17 protein-coding genes are annotated in these 17,944 nt (G+C 43.2%); 12 read left to right on the top strand and 5 right to left on the bottom strand.

The window, feature by feature from the left end:
* Nucleotides 1–382 precede the first annotated feature (382 nt).
* On the top strand, nucleotides 383–865 hold the full coding sequence (sixA, locus tag BO26_RS20410) for a phosphohistidine phosphatase SixA (RefSeq protein WP_036774692.1): 483 nt from the start codon (nucleotides 383–385) through the stop codon (nucleotides 863–865).
* Between the two features lie 4 nt (nucleotides 866–869).
* On the opposite strand, the gene smrB is transcribed toward sixA, so the two are convergent.
* On the bottom strand, nucleotides 870–1,412 hold the full coding sequence (gene smrB, locus BO26_RS20405) for an endonuclease SmrB (protein WP_036774691.1): 543 nt from the start codon (nucleotides 1,410–1,412) through the stop codon (nucleotides 870–872).
* A gap of 236 nt (nucleotides 1,413–1,648) precedes the next feature.
* Here smrB and hutI point away from each other — a divergent pair, with 236 nt between their 5' ends.
* The 11 genes from hutI to BO26_RS20350 all read left to right on the top strand — a co-directional run bounded on the left by hutI (nucleotide 1,649) and on the right by BO26_RS20350 (nucleotide 13,948).
* A complete protein-coding gene (gene hutI / locus BO26_RS20400) occupies nucleotides 1,649–2,887 on the top strand; it encodes an imidazolonepropionase (protein ID WP_036774690.1) in 1,239 nt (412 codons plus the stop codon).
* Between the two features lie 17 nt (nucleotides 2,888–2,904).
* The gene (gene hutG, locus BO26_RS20395) at nucleotides 2,905–3,861 is read left to right on the top strand and encodes a formimidoylglutamase (protein WP_036774689.1); all 957 of its coding nucleotides are present in this window, start codon (nucleotides 2,905–2,907) and stop codon (nucleotides 3,859–3,861) included.
* 107 nt (nucleotides 3,862–3,968) lie between these two features.
* Entirely contained in the window at nucleotides 3,969–4,700 is a 732-nt protein-coding gene (gene hutC, locus BO26_RS20390; RefSeq protein WP_201771297.1) for a histidine utilization repressor, read from the top strand.
* A gap of 441 nt (nucleotides 4,701–5,141) precedes the next feature.
* On the top strand, nucleotides 5,142–6,821 hold the full coding sequence (hutU, locus tag BO26_RS20385; RefSeq protein WP_036774686.1) for a urocanate hydratase: 1,680 nt from the start codon (nucleotides 5,142–5,144) through the stop codon (nucleotides 6,819–6,821).
* Nucleotides 6,822–6,829: 8 nt separating this feature from the next.
* The gene (hutH, locus tag BO26_RS20380) at nucleotides 6,830–8,374 is read left to right on the top strand and encodes a histidine ammonia-lyase (RefSeq protein WP_036774685.1); all 1,545 of its coding nucleotides are present in this window, start codon (nucleotides 6,830–6,832) and stop codon (nucleotides 8,372–8,374) included.
* Nucleotides 8,375–8,459: 85 nt separating this feature from the next.
* Nucleotides 8,460–9,851 carry an amino acid permease gene (locus BO26_RS20375; RefSeq protein ID WP_036774683.1) on the top strand — a complete coding sequence of 464 codons (1,392 nt, stop codon included), beginning with the start codon at nucleotides 8,460–8,462 and terminating at the stop codon, nucleotides 9,849–9,851.
* Between the two features lie 235 nt (nucleotides 9,852–10,086).
* Nucleotides 10,087–11,019 (top strand): 50S ribosomal protein L3 N(5)-glutamine methyltransferase, encoded by a 933-nt coding sequence (gene prmB, locus BO26_RS20370; RefSeq protein ID WP_036774682.1) that lies wholly within the window; start codon nucleotides 10,087–10,089, stop codon nucleotides 11,017–11,019.
* An 80-nt stretch (nucleotides 11,020–11,099) separates the two neighbouring features.
* A complete protein-coding gene (gene aroC, locus BO26_RS20365) occupies nucleotides 11,100–12,185 on the top strand; it encodes a chorismate synthase (RefSeq protein ID WP_036774681.1) in 1,086 nt (361 codons plus the stop codon).
* An 88-nt stretch (nucleotides 12,186–12,273) separates the two neighbouring features.
* Nucleotides 12,274–13,074, top strand: a complete 801-nt coding sequence (locus tag BO26_RS20360) for a sulfite exporter TauE/SafE family protein (protein WP_036774679.1) — start codon at nucleotides 12,274–12,276, stop codon at nucleotides 13,072–13,074.
* Nucleotides 13,075–13,096: 22 nt separating this feature from the next.
* A complete protein-coding gene (locus BO26_RS20355; RefSeq protein WP_036774678.1) occupies nucleotides 13,097–13,648 on the top strand; it encodes an elongation factor P hydroxylase in 552 nt (183 codons plus the stop codon).
* A gap of 21 nt (nucleotides 13,649–13,669) precedes the next feature.
* Nucleotides 13,670–13,948 (top strand): YfcL family protein, encoded by a 279-nt coding sequence (locus BO26_RS20350; RefSeq protein WP_036774677.1) that lies wholly within the window; start codon nucleotides 13,670–13,672, stop codon nucleotides 13,946–13,948.
* A gap of 110 nt (nucleotides 13,949–14,058) precedes the next feature.
* Here BO26_RS20350 and BO26_RS20345 read toward each other — a convergent pair whose 3' ends face one another.
* The 4 genes from BO26_RS20345 to BO26_RS20330 all read right to left on the bottom strand — a co-directional run bounded on the left by BO26_RS20345 (nucleotide 14,059) and on the right by BO26_RS20330 (nucleotide 17,606).
* A complete protein-coding gene (locus tag BO26_RS20345; RefSeq protein WP_036774675.1) occupies nucleotides 14,059–14,370 on the bottom strand; it encodes a type II toxin-antitoxin system RelE/ParE family toxin in 312 nt (103 codons plus the stop codon).
* Nucleotides 14,357–14,656 carry a type II toxin-antitoxin system RelB/DinJ family antitoxin gene (locus BO26_RS20340; RefSeq protein WP_036774674.1) on the bottom strand — a complete coding sequence of 100 codons (300 nt, stop codon included), beginning with the start codon at nucleotides 14,654–14,656 and terminating at the stop codon, nucleotides 14,357–14,359. The genes BO26_RS20345 and BO26_RS20340 overlap by 14 nt, the downstream gene beginning before the upstream one ends.
* Before the next feature lie 103 nt (nucleotides 14,657–14,759).
* Nucleotides 14,760–16,826 (bottom strand): bifunctional tRNA (5-methylaminomethyl-2-thiouridine)(34)-methyltransferase MnmC2/FAD-dependent 5-carboxymethylaminomethyl-2-thiouridine(34) oxidoreductase MnmC1, encoded by a 2,067-nt coding sequence (gene mnmC / locus BO26_RS20335; protein ID WP_036774673.1) that lies wholly within the window; start codon nucleotides 16,824–16,826, stop codon nucleotides 14,760–14,762.
* A gap of 168 nt (nucleotides 16,827–16,994) precedes the next feature.
* Complete coding sequence (locus tag BO26_RS20330; RefSeq protein WP_036774672.1) at nucleotides 16,995–17,606, bottom strand: LysE family translocator; 612 nt, start codon at nucleotides 17,604–17,606, stop codon at nucleotides 16,995–16,997.
* Nucleotides 17,607–17,944 lie beyond the last annotated feature (338 nt).

Genomic DNA, 17,944 nt, shown 5'->3' with positions numbered 1-17,944 from the left:
ATAAAAAAATCCTTTTTGAATTTAAGTAATATCAATTGAAATTGTGGCTAAATTATTTTTTGCCTTTGCTTTAGCAAGAGACTCTAGCCTTATTACGATAATTTTTGGTTCAGGGCAGGGCGCGGTCACAGCAGGATGTTCGTTCACTATATACTGAAATGTTTTTGTGATAACAATTTTTGTTGTATAACTCAGGTGGCAATTACTGATATTTATTATTAGCAGAATAACTATACCCAATGGATTTCAAGATGCATCGCGACGGCAAGGGAACGAATTCCCGGGAGCATAGATAACTATGTGACTGAAGTGAGCGAGTGCAGCCAACAAAGGGCAACTTGAAAGATAACGGGTATATATAAACTCATTCATACGGTGGATTATGCAAGTTTTTATTATGCGTCACGGTGAAGCAGCTTTAGATGCCATCAGCGATTCAGCCCGGCAGCTCACTCCCCGCGGTTGTCATGAATCACAAGAAATGGCTTGTTGGTTGGAACAGCAGGGGCTTAAGATTGATCTGGTGCTAGTGAGTCCTTATATCCGTGCTGAACAGACGTTACAGGTTGTTCGCAAATCTTTATCATTACCAGTTGGTGAAGAAGTGTTGCCAGAGCTAACGCCATCAGGTGATGCTGTTATGGTTAGCAGCTATCTACAGGTTCTTGCTGAACAAGGTCATAATGCTGTTTTGGTTGTCTCTCATTTACCGTTAGTCGGTTATTTGGTTGCTGAGCTATGCCCAGCAGAAACCCCACTGATGTTTGCAACATCTGCAATTACATGTGTGGATTTAAACAACCAGACTGGTAAAGGAACTCTTGTCTGGCAGATCAGCCCGTCACAATTGGCAGCAAAAGTCTGATAATTTAGCGATGTATAGGCTCATCAAGTTCGACAAGTATTAATAATGCGGCGTTACCCCCCCATTCTTTTGGTGCTTGATGGAAGGCCATAATATCTGGGTGTTGGGCTAGCCATAGTGGAGTTTGTTGCTTGAGAATGTGTTTTCCATGGCCGTGCATGATGCAGGCACAATAGACATGTTCCCGGCGGCAAGCAGCGATTAGTGCTCCTATTTCCTGCTTGGCCTGTATTTGAGTTAACCCGTGTAAATCAAGAAATAGTTCTGGCGAATAATCACCTCGGCGTAGTTTTTTCAGTTCATAATGGCTTGCATCTTCTCGTATGTAACGAGTAGGGCCTTCTGTATTGAGGTTGGGCTGGAATTCATCAGAAAAATAGTAACTGGCATCAATTTGCTCTTGCAGTACTCGTTCAGGGGCAATATGGCGGTTTTTTTTTCTTATGGGAGGATGTAAGACAGTATCTTGACTCATGCGTTTGGTTCCAGACACCGACTCTTTAAACAAGTTAATCTCTTCCTCATTTAGGGAATATTTATTTTTCATCATTGCTCAATTAATCAAACTATTTTGTGACAAGTGTACGCTATCTTTTTAACTGTTTAACCCGATTATGTCTAATAGAACCGGACCTTGCCCGGTTTGTTGATTAAAAATGAGAACAAGAAGCTATGTTCGGGTAGTCAACGAAATAATTTGACAATTATTGTTGGTTAGAAAATAAATGTATATACAACTAATGGCCTTCTCTATCAGATACAGACGAATACAGGATTCTAACCATGGCAATAGAACTGCGTGATACTGATGTCATCTGGCGTAACGCAAGACTGGCAACAATGGACTCGACTATCAATGCAGCTTATGGATTATTAACAGAACATGATCTTCTGGTGCGTGATGACAAAATTTTAGCTATTTTGCCTGTGGCAACATTACAAACGAATCTCTGTCAGGTAATTGATGTTAAACAACGCCTGATTACCCCAGGTTTAATTGATTGTCACACTCATTTAGTTTTTGGTGGTAATCGAGCTTATGAATGGGAACAACGTTTAAATGGTATGTCTTATGCTGAACTCAGCGCGCAGGGAGGGGGTATTAATGCGACAGTTTCAGCGACTCGAACCAGTTCTCCTGAACAACTTGGTCACTCTGCCCAGCAGCGTCTGGCTGCATTTATGGCCGAAGGCGTAACCACTATTGAGATTAAATCGGGTTATGGATTGGATCTGGAAAATGAAGAAAAATTGCTACAGGTTGCACAAAATCTGGGGAAAAATAATCCGATAGAAATCAGCGCAACATTGCTCTCTGCTCACACTTGTCCCCCTGAATATAAATACAATCCCGATGCTTATATAGATCTGATTTGTGAAGTGATCCTGCCACAACTCTGGCGAAAAAAGCTGTTTGAATCGGTAGATGTTTTTTGTGAAAGCGTAGGATTTAATCTGGAGCAAACCGAGCGGCTCTTTCAGGAAGCACAGCGCTGGGGCATTCCAGTAAAAGGACATGTGGAGCAATTGTCCAATTTGGGAGGGAGTGAACTGGTAGCGCGTTATCACGGTCTTTCAGTTGATCATATTGAATATTTGGATCAGGCAGGAGTGGAAGCTCTCAGCCACAGTGGTACGGTTGCTGTTTTGCTTCCCGGTGCTTTCTACTTTTTGCAGGAAACACAGCGCCCGCCTGTCGATTTATTACGACAATTTAATGTACCGATGGCTGTATCTACGGATTTTAATCCTGGAACCAGCCCGTTTGCTTCTCTGCGTATGGCGATGAATATGGCTTGCGTGCAATTTGGGCTGACTCCTGAAGAGGTATGGTTAGGTGTTACTCGACATGCCGCTCGTGCATTGGGTAGGGGAAATAGTCACGGACAGCTACGCGCGGGTGCTTATGCTAATTTTATTGTTTGGGATGCGGAAAATCCTGTCGATATTTTCTATGAGTTAGGCCATAACCCGCTGAATACCAGGATATTTCGTGGTGTTATTACTCATTCCAATATATAGCAGATAAGGAGCAGTAAATGAATTTATGGCATGCTACTTCGCCTACTATTTGGCAAGGGCGAAATGATTTGGCAGAAGCGGATAATGCACTGCGGATTTTTCAAACGATCAAACAATCCCCCTATTTTACACCGGAAGAATTTTCTCACCATATTGCACTGCTGGGGTTCGAATGTGATGAAGGTGTAAAACGTAATCAGGGGAGGCCCGGAGCTAATCAAGGTCCTGATTATTTACGGCAGTCATTGGCAAATATGGCTAGCCATAAAGGGCATGACAGATTAGTGGATTTGGGAAATATTCGCGCTAATCCTAATCAATTGAGTGAGGCACAACAAGCCTTGGCTGATGCAATTACTCAATGCCAACATCAGAATGTGCGTACTCTGGTGCTAGGTGGTGGACATGAAACAGCTTTTGCTCATGGCGTCGGAATTTATGATGCTTTTCCACATCAACGCGTTGGTATTATTAACTTTGATGCTCATCTTGATTTACGGCGGTCACCGCAACCTACCTCCGGCACACCATTTCGTCAGCTTGCCGAGTATTGTCAGCAACATCACCGACCATTTCACTATACTTGTATTGGCGCAAGTTTGGCGTCTAATACCCAAGCGTTGTTGGATGAAGCAAGCCACTTGAATGTTAAGATCATTTGGGATACTCAGTGTTGTGAAACCATGCTGGACAAAGTACAACAGCAGATACAAGATACGCTTCAGCAAGTTGATTTAATTTACATGACAATTGATCTGGATGTATTACCTGCTTATCAGATGCCAGCAGTCTCTGCGCCGGCAGCACTGGGATTACCATTGGAGCGCCTTTTGCAATTGATTCAGCTGATTTGTCAGAGTGGGAAATTACAGGCGGCTGACTTGGTTGAACTCAATCCAATATTTGATATTCAAGGGATTGGAGGGAAAGCGGCAGCTCGTCTTGCCTGGCAATTAGCACATTGGTGGTATTGATTGCCTAAGATAACAGTACTGTTGTGCTGTTATCTTTTGGTAAAGATGACCTGATAAAGTTAGTGTAATTAATCACTTAACATTTTTATAGCAACAAGGAATTTATTGTGACGACACATTTATCAGGATCATTTGCCAAACCTGTACCTTTGTACGCCAGAGTAAAACAGTCCATCATCGAAAAAATCTATACTGGTGAATGGAAATCTAATGATCGTGTTCCATCAGAAGCTGAGTTAGTTAAGCAATTTAACTGTAGTCGTATGACTGCTAACCGTGCGTTGCGTGAATTGACTGCGGAAGGGCTATTAATACGGCTACAAGGGGTGGGATCGTTTGTTGCTGAGCCGAAAGGGCAATCCGCACTGTTCGAAATCCACAGTATTGCTGATGAGATCTCAGCCCGTTCTCATCAGCATCGTTGTAAAATATTAAAGTTATCAGAGCTGAATGCTAACGTAAAACAGGCCGCTGAATTGGATATTATCGTTGGTATGCCGATTTACCAGTCAGTTATTGTCCACTATGAAAATGATGTTCCTGTTCAGATAGAAGATCGTTATGTGAATGCCCAGGCAGCTCCTGGCTATTTGCAGCAGGATTTTACCAAGTTTACGCCACACGATTATTTGTCAATGATTGCACCGCTAACTGAGGGTGAACATATTGTGGAAGCTATTGCTGGCGATCCCCGATCCTGTAAGTTGTTGCAAATTGAGTCAGGTACTCCCTGTTTATTAATTAGTCGTCGAACTTGGTCAACTCATTACACCGTTTCGAGTGCCAGGCTGCTATTTCCCGGTAATCGCTACAAATTGAAAGGACGTTTTAGTTCATAGCTAAAACAGTGTCTTAGTAAAAAGTGCCGTAAATCTTTTCCTAATAGAGATTGCTGTTAAAGATGTGTGTTCAACTACAAATTTGGACCTTTTATAACACATCAATACAGTGATAGATGCCCTTTTGTTTACTCTGGGTATCAGTTTGTGACGATTCAGAATTTGCCTATTACTAGTGACAAATCAGGCAAAGCCTTTCCTTCCTTAAATTATATTTTTGTAAAATTAATGTAAATAATTTGTGATTATAAACACAAAAATAAGAAAAATATTACTCCTTGATAATAAGAAAAAAATAATATTAACAAATTGATTTATAAGAAAATAATAACAATAAACCCATAAATGTATCATTTTAGCTAACAGTTTGGTCTATTGAATATACATGTATATACAACTATACATTTAACAAATATACAAAGACAAACAAGGAGCTAAACCGTGACTGCCCAGAAAAGTAAATTTCGTAATATTGACATCCGGGCACCCAGAGGGACGCAATTAACGGCTAAAAGCTGGTTAACTGAAGCTCCTCTACGCATGTTAATGAATAATCTTGACCCAGAAGTGGCCGAAAATTCGTATGAACTGGTGGTGTACGGCGGTATTGGTCGAGCTGCCAGAAACTGGGAATGCTATGACAAGATTGTTGAAACGTTGAAGAAGCTGGAAAACGACGAAACTCTGTTAATTCAGTCTGGTAAACCAGTTGGGGTATTTAAAACCCATAAGAATGCACCTCGGGTACTGATTGCAAACTCGAATCTGGTACCACATTGGGCTACCTGGGAACACTTCAACGAGCTGGATGCGAAAGGGCTGGCTATGTACGGTCAAATGACGGCAGGTAGCTGGATCTACATTGGCAGTCAGGGAATTGTGCAAGGCACTTATGAAACGTTCGTGGAAGCTGGCCGACAGCATTATGACGGTAATTTACAAGGGCGCTGGGTGCTAACTGCGGGGTTGGGGGGTATGGGTGGGGCACAACCACTGGCTGCAACATTAGCCGGCGCATGTTCGTTGAATATTGAATGTCAACAAAGCCGGATAGATTTCCGCCTGCGCACTCGTTATGTTGATGAACAAGCGAAAGATCTGGATGATGCGCTGGCTCGGATCGAAAAATACACTCAGGAAGGTAAAGCCGTCTCTATCGCATTGTGCGGTAATGCTGCTGAAATCTTGCCAGAATTAATTCGTCGTGGTGTACGTCCGGATTTGGTTACTGACCAGACAAGCTCACACGATCCTCTCAACGGCTATTTGCCTAAAAACTGGAGTTGGGAAGAATATCGCCAACGTGCTATTTCAGCACCGGCAGAAGTTATTGAAGCAGCAAAATCTTCGATGGCAGAACATGTTGAAGCGATGTTGACTTTCCAGCAATGGGGTATTCCTGTTTTTGATTACGGTAACAATATTCGCCAAATGGCGTATGAGGTTGGTGTAGAAAATGCCTTCGATTTTCCTGGCTTTGTTCCTGCTTATATTCGCCCATTATTCTGTCGTGGTATCGGCCCCTTCCGCTGGGTAGCACTTTCTGGCGATCCACAGGATATCTATAAAACTGACGCCAAAGTTAAAGAATTGCTCCCTGATGACAAACATTTGCATCGCTGGCTGGATATGGCAAGGGAACGCATTAACTTTCAGGGATTGCCTGCGCGTATTTGCTGGGTCGGTCTAGGGGAACGAGCCAAGCTGGGGTTAGCTTTTAATGAAATGGTACGCAGTGGTGAGCTTTCAGCTCCTATTGCCATTGGGCGTGACCATCTGGATTCCGGTTCTGTCGCTAGCCCGAACCGCGAAACCGAATCCATGTGTGATGGCTCTGATGCCGTTTCGGATTGGCCGTTGTTGAATGCTTTGCTTAACACTGCTAGCGGTGCTACTTGGGTTTCTCTGCATCATGGCGGCGGTGTTGGTATGGGTTTCTCGCAACATGCCGGTATGGTGATTGTTTGTGATGGAACTGATGAGGCTGCTGAGCGTATAGCACGGGTACTACACAACGATCCAGCTACCGGAGTTATGCGTCATGCTGACGCAGGTTATGAAATCGCTATCCATTGTGCCAAAGAGCAAGGATTAGATTTGCCGATGCTCAATACAAAATAAGGAACATTATGAAACAGTTAACTATTTACCCAGGCAAATTGACTCTTAATGAATTACGTCAGGTTTATCTACAACCAGTAAAAATAACACTGGATAGCCAAACTTTTCCCGCAATTGAGCGCAGCGTGGAATGCGTTAATGCTATTCTTGCTGAAAATCGCACTGCTTACGGAATTAACACTGGATTTGGATTGTTAGCCAGTACACGAATTGAAGAGGATAATTTAGAAAAACTACAACGCTCGCTTGTCGTGTCTCATGCTGCAGGGATAGGCGAGGCGTTAGACGATAATGTGACCCGATTGATCATGGTATTGAAAATTAACAGCCTTTCCCGTGGTTACTCTGGTATTCGTCTTGAAGTTATTCAGACATTAATCGCGTTAGTTAATGCGGAAATTTATCCTCATATTCCTTGTAAAGGATCAGTGGGAGCTTCTGGTGATTTGGCACCGTTGGCACATATGAGCTTGTTATTACTTGGGGAAGGGCAGGCTCGTTATCAGGGAGAGTGGTTGCCAGCGAAAGAAGCTCTGGCAAAAGCTAATTTACAACCCATTACATTGGCAGCTAAAGAAGGTTTGGCATTGCTCAATGGTACTCAAGTATCCACGGCTTTTGCTTTACGTGGATTGTTTGAGGCAGAAGATTTGCTAGGGGCAGCAATAGTTTGCGGTTCTTTATCTGTCGAGGCGGCGTTGGGGTCTCGTAAACCATTTGATGCGCGTATACATGCTGTTCGGGGGCAACAGGGACAGATTGATGTTGCTACATTGTATCGTTACGTATTAGAAAAAAGCAGTGAACTATCGGATTCTCATATAAATTGCCCTAAGGTTCAGGACCCTTATTCATTACGTTGTCAGCCACAAGTTATGGGAGCTTGTCTGACTCAATTGCGCCATGCTGCCGATGTTATTCTCACTGAAGCTAATGCCGTATCTGATAACCCACTGGTCTTTGCTGAACAAAGTGAAGTGATTTCTGGTGGTAACTTCCATGCTGAACCTGTTGCAATGGCGTCTGATAATCTGGCGCTGGTATTGGCAGAAATAGGGGCATTATCGGAGCGGCGGATTGCGTTGTTGATGGATTCGCATATGTCACAGCTTCCTCCTTTTCTGGTTGATAACGGTGGTGTGAATTCAGGCTTTATGATTGCTCAGGTGACGGCGGCAGCGCTTGCCAGTGAAAATAAAGCGTTGGCACATCCTTCGAGTGTTGACAGTTTACCTACTTCGGCCAATCAGGAAGATCATGTATCAATGGCACCTGCTGCTGGGCGTCGTTTATGGGAGATGGCAGACAATACCAGGGGGATTCTAGCAATTGAATGGTTATCTGCCTGTCAGGGAATCGATTTTCGAAATGGCCTGAAAAGTAGCCCAATTCTGGAAAAAGCGCGTCGCATTCTGCGGGAAAAGGTAGATTATTACGATCAAGATCGTTTCTTTGCTCCAGATATTGCTGCGGCTGTACAACTATTGGCTGAGCAACATCTTTCCTCACTACTTCCTGCTGGACAGATATTACAGACTAAAAATAACAGTTGAATAAACCGAAGGTCGGCTTCTGTCCGGCCTGATTGTTGCATTTATATTTCATAAAACCCAATAATAAAAGATAAGAGGGTAAATCATGCAAGCCTCATCACAACTAGAACGAGGACTTAACTCCCGTCATATTCGGTTTATGGCGTTGGGTTCTGCGATTGGTACAGGTCTTTTTTATGGATCTGCTGAAGCAATAAAAATGGCAGGTCCGGCGGTATTGTTAGCTTATTTAGTAGGCGGTGCTGCGGTCTTTATGGTAATGCGTGCTCTGGGGGAAATGGCGGTTGATAAGCCGGATGCCGGTTCTTTTGCCAGCTATGCTCATCAATACTTAGGTCCGTTATTGGGATTTATTACTGGCTGGACTTATACTTTTGAAATGATCATAGTGTGTCTGGCTGATGTGACGGCTTTCGGTATTTATATGGGATTGTGGTATCCAGAAGTACCACGTTGGATATGGGTACTCAGCATTATTTTCATTATTGGCGCGCTGAATCTTTGCAAAGTGAAAGTATTTGGTGAAATGGAATTCTGGCTGTCGATTCTGAAGGTAGTTGCGATCAGCGCTATGATTATTGCCGGGGCTGGTATTATTTTATTTGGTTTCAGCGGCCATTTTCAGGCAACTGGAGTGCAAAATCTGTGGCAACACGGCGGATTTATGCCTAATGGATTTGGTGGCATTATTGAGTCTTTAGCTGTCGTTATGTTTGCTTTCGGTGGTATTGAAATCATTGGTATTACGTCTAGTGAAGCCAAAAATCCGGCGAAAATGATCCCGCAAGCGATTAACTCTATTCCATTTCGTATATTACTGTTCTATGTTCTGACTATTTTTGTATTGATGGCAATTTACCCCTGGAACAGCATTGGTCAGGAAGGCAGCCCATTTGTTGCAATATTTCAGGGATTGGGAATTAGTTCGGCGGCGAATATTCTGAATATTATCGTTATTACCGCTGCGATTTCAGCTATCAACAGTGATATTTTTGGAGCGGGTCGTATGATGTACGGTATGGCTGAGAAAGGGTTAGCTCATAAAAAATTTATGAATCTAAGCCGTAACGGTGTGCCTTGGGTGACTATTATGATTATGACGCTAGCACTGTTGAGTGCTGTTGTTCTCAATTATTTGCTCCCAGAACAGATATTCGTAATTATTGCTTCGATTGCCACTTTTGCTACGGTGTGGGTCTGGTTAATGATTTTGCTCTCTCAACTTGCCATGCGGAGAAAAATGTCACCGGAAGAAGCACAAAAATTACAATTTCCAGTACCAATGTGGCCTGTTGCACCGATACTGACTATCGTGTTTATGATATTTATTATTGCCATTCTCAGTTATTTCCCGGACACACGAATTGCATTCTATGTGGGAGGCGTATGGATTTTGCTATTGACATCTGCCTATTGTTTATTCATACGGAATAATACAATTATTATTGGTGCTCAATCTGTCAAGGAAATGCAGTAATTAAATATGTGGAAAAAACCGTTTTGTTGCCGGCTGAATAAGACGGTTTCCACAGAATATGAATTAAGAATCTGAAATAAATTACCAGTGCTCTTTTTATTGCAATTTCTCAATCTATCGACCGTTGAACATTATCACATAAAATTCTCTATCATTAGCCTGATATGAAAGCTGATTTGTCTCAGTAATCGTGGCAAACTAACCAGTCAATGAGTTTACAGGGCTGGAGGGGCTTTTGGACAAGATTTTTATCGATGAGGCAGTCGCTGAATTATATACCATTAAGGATATGTTGCGCTGGTCTGTCAGCCGGTTTAATGCGGCGAATATTTATTACGGCCACGGTACAGATAATCCATGGGATGAAGCCCTGCAACTGGTTCTGCCGTCGCTGTTTCTGCCGCTGGATATTCCACAGGAAATGCTGACAGCACGATTAACATCAACTGAACGTCACCGTATTGTTGAACGGGTTCTTTGCCGTATTAATGAACGTATTCCTGTTGCTTATTTGACTAATCGGGCATGGTTCTGTGGCCATGAATTTTATGTTGATGAGCGGGTTTTGGTGCCGCGTTCACCGATTGGTGAATTGATAAATAATGAGTTTGCTGGATTGATCTCTAACAAACCAGCAAATATTCTTGATCTTTGTACCGGTAGTGGTTGTATTGCTATTGCTTGTGCCTATGTTTTCCCGGAAGCGGAAGTCGATGCAGTGGACATTTCTGCAGATGTGTTGGCAGTCACTGAACAGAATATTCAAAATCACAACCTTGAGCACCGGGTAATTCCTATCCGTTCTGATCTATTCCGCGATATGCCGCCTGTTAAATATGATCTTATCGTCACCAATCCGCCTTATGTTGATGCTGAGGATATGAGCGATTTACCGGAGGAGTTCCGTTGTGAGCCTGAGTTAGGTTTGGCTGCAGGTTCCGATGGTTTGAAACTAGCGCGCCGTATCCTGGCAACTGCCCCAGATTTTCTGACAGAGCAGGGGATACTGATTTGTGAAGTTGGCAACAGTATGGTGCATTTAATTGAACAATATCCTGATGTGCCATTTACTTGGTTAGAATTTGAATATGGTGGTGACGGGGTATTTATGTTGACGCGTCAACAGCTTATTGAACATCACGAGCATTTCCGTTTATTCAAAGATTGATTATTGAATAGGCTGTAGCTGCTGTAATAATGCAAAACGGCAGAGTTAAATAAAAGAACGATTAACAGGAAGGAATTGGCATGGCTGGAAATAGTATCGGGCAATTTTTCCGGGTCACCACTTTTGGCGAATCTCATGGTTTGGCATTGGGATGTATTGTCGATGGTGTGCCACCGGGCATTGCAATTACAGAAGCCGATTTACAAGTTGATTTAGACAGGCGTCGCCCGGGAACTTCCCGTTATACAACACAGCGTCGTGAGCCGGATCAGGTTCGTATTCTTTCGGGTGTATTTGAAGGGGTAACTACTGGCACCAGTATCGGTTTACTCATTGAAAATACGGACCAGCGTTCTCAGGATTACAGAGCTATCAAAGATGTGTTTCGTCCTGGGCATGCTGATTACACTTATGAACAAAAATACGGTATGCGCGACTATCGCGGTGGTGGTCGTTCTTCTGCCCGTGAAACAGCAATGCGTGTTGCGGCAGGTGCAATAGCGAAAAAATATCTACTGGATAAATATGGCATTCGTGTCCGTGCTTACCTGAGTCAAATGGGAAATATTCATTGCGAATTGAAAGATTGGGAACAGGTGGAACAAAACCCATTCTTCAGCCCCGATGAAGCCAAACTTGAACAACTTGATGCTTTGATGCGTGAATTGAAAAAAGCCGGCGATTCCATTGGTGCGAAAGTGACGATTGTGGCAGAAAATGTGCCGGCTGGATTAGGAGAGCCCGTTTTCGACCGTCTTGATGCTGATATTGCTCACGCACTGATGAGTATTAACGCGGTAAAAGGTGTTGAAATTGGTGATGGTTTCGGTGTGATCAATTTGCGTGGCAGCGAAAACAGGGACGAAATTACAGCTCAGGGGTTCACCAGTAATCATGCGGGGGGCATTCTTGGTGGTATTAGTAGTAGCCAGCCAATTGTTGCTCGTATTGCGTTGAAGCCAACATCCAGCATCATGGTGCCGGGCAAAACAATTAACCGTCAGGGGGAAGAGGTAGAAATGGTGACTCGTGGTCGCCATGATCCTTGTGTTGGTATCCGGGCAGTACCGATTGCAGAAGCAATGATGGCTATTGTCCTGATGGATCATTTATTACGCCAAAGAGCACAGTGTGCTGATGTCGAATCCAGACTTTCTGGTTGGTGAGCGGAGGATGAAGCTAGCCTTGAAAATCCCAGATGTTGAAATGGGTAGCTTAATGTTAATAAGCAATTTCTCTTGATGGGATTAAAGTATGGATTGGTTATTATCAGGAGCAGAAGTTTATGGTCTGCTTTTTCTGGTTGCGGTGATTGCTGGGTTTATTGACTCGATTTCTGGTGGTGGTGGCTTGTTAACCATTCCTGCGTTGCTATCGGTGGGGGTCTCTCCGGTGCAGGCGTTGGCGACAAACAAGTTGCAGGCAGTGGGAGGTTCCTTCTCTGCCAGTCTCTATTTTGTCCGTTATGGTGCTGTTGATCTCAAATCTCAGCGTCTTGCCATACTGATGACACTGTTTGGTTCAATGGCTGGGGCAATTATTGTCCAGTTTATGAAACCAGATTTCCTCAGTCAGCTATTACCGGTTCTGGTTATTATTATTGGTTTGTATTTCCTTTTGACTCCGGCAATTGGCAGGGAAGATCGTCATCGTCGCTTAACTCCAGTGGCCTTTGCCTGTCTTGCTGGGGGTGGATTGGGTTTATATGATGGCATATTTGGTCCCGGTGTTGGCTCATTTTATGCGTTAGCTTACGTTGCCCTGTGCGGCTATAACCTGGCGAAATCTACAGCTCATGCCAAAGTATTGAACTTTGCTTCTAATATAGGTTCACTGATATTTTTTATCCTTGGTGGTCAAGTCTTATGGGTATTGGGCTTTGTGATGCTGGCAGGACAGGTGATTGGCGCACGGTTGGGCGCAAGCTTGGTTCTAACTCATGGGCAAAAACTTGTTCGCCCTATGATTGTCATTATCTCTTTTTTGATGAGTATTAAATTACTGAATGATAATCACGGCGATGCAATTCGTACTTGGCTGGCATTTTATTTCTGATTCAGGACTTTGTTTTTAATTCATGACAACGCATAACTACCAACAACTTATTGATATTTTTGATCGCTGTTTTGGCGAAGAATACAATACGCGTCTGGTAAAGGGTGATAACGAACCTATTTACTTGCCAGCAGATGAAAAAACTCCTTATAACCAAATTGTATTTGCTCATGGCTTCTATGCCAGTGCGTTACATGAAATTGCTCATTGGTGCATTGCGGGTAAAGAGCGCCGGAAATTGGTGGATTTTGGCTATTGGTATTGTCCGGATGGGCGTGATGCACAGACTCAAAGTGAATTTGAGAAAGTAGAAATTAAACCGCAAGCACTTGATTGGTTGTTTTGTACCGCTGCCGGTTTCCCGTTCAATATTAGTTGTGACAATCTTGAAGGGGATTTTGAACCTGACAGATTAGCTTTTCAGCGTAAAGTTCATGCTCAAATCATGGACTATTTGGCAAAAGGGATACCGGCAAGAGCAGAATGCTTTATTCACGGACTACAATCGTTCTACAATACGCCCCCATTGAAAGCGGAACATTTTCCTTATCCGGAAGATGTATTCGCAGAATGAAACTGAATTTGAGGAAAAATAATGCTCGTTGAGTTTGAAACGCGTATTTTATCGCAAATCGATGACATGGTAGATCACGCCAGTGATGATGAATTATTTGCTGGTGGTTATCTCCGCGGGCATCTCACTTTAGCAGTAGCAGAATTAGAACAGGAAGGTGCCCATACGGCTGAACAGCTTCATGATCGTGTTGAAGAAAGTATCCAAAATGCGATTAAAGCTGGGGAATTGGCACCACCGGATCAGATTCTGGTTCTTAATACCTGGCAGCGCCTGCTAGACAACGCTAAAACTCAATAATTTTATTAAGGGGCAGAAAACGAACTGTGCTACCCAAATTCATATGAATATCTAACGTTTGTCAGTGCAGTTCGTCAGAATCAGAGGCTTAATAGCGATTTTTATTTTTTCTATGTTTTGCTTTTCGTTGCTTTTATCCCGTTTGATGGTGGCCATTGTTGTGAGGTGTGTAGTACCCGTAGGATAACCACCGTGTGGGTTGTTTCAGTATATACTACTATATAGTTAGATCGAACAACCATCTCCTGCGTACCGGGAATGCGGCCTGGTCGGTAAAGTTGTGGGCGTTCTGGTAGTGTTGCCACCTTATTTTCTATTGCGTTTTTTAACTGTTGAGTTGCATGGAGATTATCGTCAGATATGTAATCAATAATTGTCAACAAGTCAGCTCTGGCTGTTTCCCTCCATTCAAGAGTTAGCACGAAGTTTCCTTTCAATTAATTCTTGGGCTTCATCCATTACTTGCTGATGTGGGACAGGTTGGCGTGTATCGTCGAGTGCTTCTTGCACTTTAGCGAAAAACCAAGCATCGTAAGTTTCCGTATCAGCGGTGAAACCAGCGGGTAACGCACCATCTTTGGCGACACGGGTTAGCAGGATGCGTACAGCATCCGATATGGTTAGACCTAAATTAGCGAGCGTTTTTGTTGCATCGGCCTTGAGCTTATCGTCTACACGAACGTGCAGCATTGATGTTTGAGCAGTCATTATTTTATCCTCCGCTTATTAGATTTCATTATGTATCTCATTTGAGAGCTATGTGCAAGAGCCAGGATATATTAAATTACATTACCAAAATTCATATGAATATCTAACGCCTGGCAGTACAGTTCCTTAATGGCTTTTCAATTTTCACTTTACGGCCTTTCATCAGTTTTCTGATCCAAAAACGGTTTGGATGAAGGGCAGCCAATGTCTCATTATCCAGTGGTAATGGTTCATCAAAGATCTGCCCTGCAAGAATTTCTGCACTTAATGGTGCTGAACATAAACCGCGGGAACCTAATGCTCCGATAATAAAGAGATTGGAATAACAGGGAGCGCTTGTGATTGATTTCCCAGTGCGGATTTGTTCTGGTAGATCTTGATAATCTGCCATTATTTCATTGAAATTCGGTGCATTTCCCACCATTGGCATATGGTCGCGAATAACACAGCGAATACCTTGACGAGATTTTCCAGCAGAAACATCAACCTGATTTACCCATTCGGCATCAGGTAAACATTTCAGTAATCGCTCACGGTTCTCTCGTTGTTCCATTTCTGAATATTCATTATCGAGCTGATGACGCTGATAACTGGCACCGATACAGTGGTATTGATTGGCTGGATTAGCCGGTGTCATATAACCATCATAGCAAAGCACATTTTTTAATTTACTCAATTCTGTCGTTGTCGGAATATGGCTAACCTGACCGCGCACAGCCGTTACTGGCAATTTCTGGGTTTGTTCAAACTGAGGTAGATGATAACCATTGGCGATAACTACCGTTTTATGATGCCGGTTTAAGGATTGTCCTTGATGCATCAGATACAGTTGCCAACTGTCTTTGTTGTGGGCAAGAGCGGTAACTTCATGATTGAAAAAACAGATCATCCCCTGTTGTCGTGCTAATTCTATTGCAGTTCTGGTCAATTCAGCCGGACATAACCATCCACCTTGTGGATAGTGAATGCCATGATGATTAATATCCAGACCACATTTCTCACTCAACTGGTGACGATTCATTCCAATGGCTATTTCATCGGGCCATTCCGTTGCCAGAGTTTTTTCAATTTTCTTGCTGCTTTTTTCGTCATATGCAAGCTGGCTGACACCACACCATTGATGATCAAAATTGATACCTTGTGCTGATAGCAGTTCATACTGACGACGAGCAAAAGTGAATGCAGCAGTAAAGAATTTTTCGAGAGTGTTATTACTGCCGTTCAGCAGTGGATAAAGTGCTCCCTGACGATTACCGGATGCACCTTGTGCTGGAAATTCATCCTTACAATAAAGCGTAACACGTGCTCCACGACGCAGTAGGGCAAGAGCGGTGAGAATACTGGCAATGCCTCCGCCGATAATAGCGATATCATCTGTACGGCTTGCGGCCGGACGGGCAAACCATGGTGCAGGTAATGATTGACATTTTGGAGTTGCCAGGGTTCCAGTCAACATTTCTCTTTTTCGACCAAACCCTTTGATTTTACTGACATTAAAACCAGCTTGTAGTAAACCACGACGGACAATGCCAGCAGAGGTAAAGGTTGCAAAAGTTCCTGTTGGACGGGCAAATTGCGCCATAGCCGCAAATAGTTGTTCACTCCACATTTGTGGATTCTTAGCTGGCGCAAAACCATCTAAAAACCAAGCGTCTATCTTCCCATAAAGGTTGGAATCCATGGTTGGTAATAGATCATTGACATCACCAAACCATAAATCCAGTGTGATAGCCCCATTTGCCATAATCAATCGGTGGCAGCCTGCTAGTGGTTGAGGCCATTGCTGGCAGAGTTGTTGAGAAAAAATGCTAAGTTCAGGCCAGCGTTGATGAGCAGCCCGTAAGTCACTGGTTTTCAGTGGGTATTTCTCAAAACTGATAAAATGCAGGCGTTGTAATGGAGCGTCAGGGTGTTGTTGCTGAAATGCATCAAATGATTGCCAGAGTGTCAGAAAATTCAGTCCTGTTCCGAAGCCAGTTTCTGCTATTACACAGTTAGAACGAGGATGAGTACTGAATCGTTGGGGAAATTGGTTGCCATTAAGAAATACATAACGGGTTTCTTCCAGCCCATCCTGATTTGAAAAGTAAACGTCATCAAATTGTGTTGAAATCGGGGTACCTTGATCATTCCAGCTCAGGGTCGCGGTACAGATGGCAGAATTTTTCACGGTAATGCCTGCAATGTTACTGATAATAGCGCGATTTTAGCGAGGTTAAGCTTGATGTACCACCTGACAGAGGAAAAGATTGAAAATACGGTGACTTGATTAGCAGTCAGCACTGTATTTGAATAAGTGCTGACTCTTTTCAGGTAACATACCAATAAACTTGTTAATTTAATTTTTAGCCAGGTGATAGGCGGCCAAACTTAAAAACCCTCCGGCAATGCCTTCAACCCAGCGACGGCGGTGGTCACTAAACGAGCCTTTTTGCCCCATGCCAGCTATAACGATACCGATTAATCCATAAACCAGAGCGCAAGTGCTGATGAAGATTGCTGAAAGAATGATGGATTGGAGTGTATGGTTGCCATCAGCGATGATGAAGTTTGGCAGGATAGCAAAGTAAACCAATAATCCTTTGGGATTCAGGAAACTAGTTAGAAAGCCTTTGGTCAGCAAGGTCTTGGCCGGTGAGGGTGAGAAGATGATTTTATTGGGGCGCATTGCTGAACGAAACATCTGAATTGCTAAATAGGTCAGGTAGACAACTCCGATCCAGCGCATCGCCTCGAACAGAATTGGTGAGGTTGCCACAACAGCGCTAACACCCAAAGCACCAAGAATGCCATGCAGACAATAGCCGGAGATGACCCCTGCATTGGCTCGTAGAGCGGCTCTTTTTCCTGCTGATAGACCTTGAGATGCCACGAACATAATATCTGGTCCTGGAGTACAAATTAACGGTAATACAGTGGCGGCGAAGACTAAAATATTTTCTAACTGCATGATTTTTGCTCCATAAATATTTAATAAGAACGTCTGAATTACTGGATTAGTACCAATCAATTGGGGGGAGACGTTATATACCCGTTATCTTTCAAGTTGCCTCTTTGTTGGATGCACTCACTCACCCCGGTCACATAGTTATCTATGCGCCCGGGGATTCGCTCCCTTGCCTTGCCGTCGCGATGCATCTTGAAATCTTTAGGATATAGTGGTCTGGGTGACATTCACTGTGATGAGATGAATTCTTTTAGGGAAAGATATAATCTTTTATTTTATAAATTGTTTACTTTTATATTAATAAACTAATAAACTAATAAACTAATAAACTAATAAACTAA

The organism is Photorhabdus australis DSM 17609, assembly GCF_000711895.1.
GTDB lineage: Bacteria > Pseudomonadota > Gammaproteobacteria > Enterobacterales > Enterobacteriaceae > Photorhabdus > Photorhabdus australis.
This window is presented reverse-complemented; position numbering and strand designations above follow the sequence as displayed.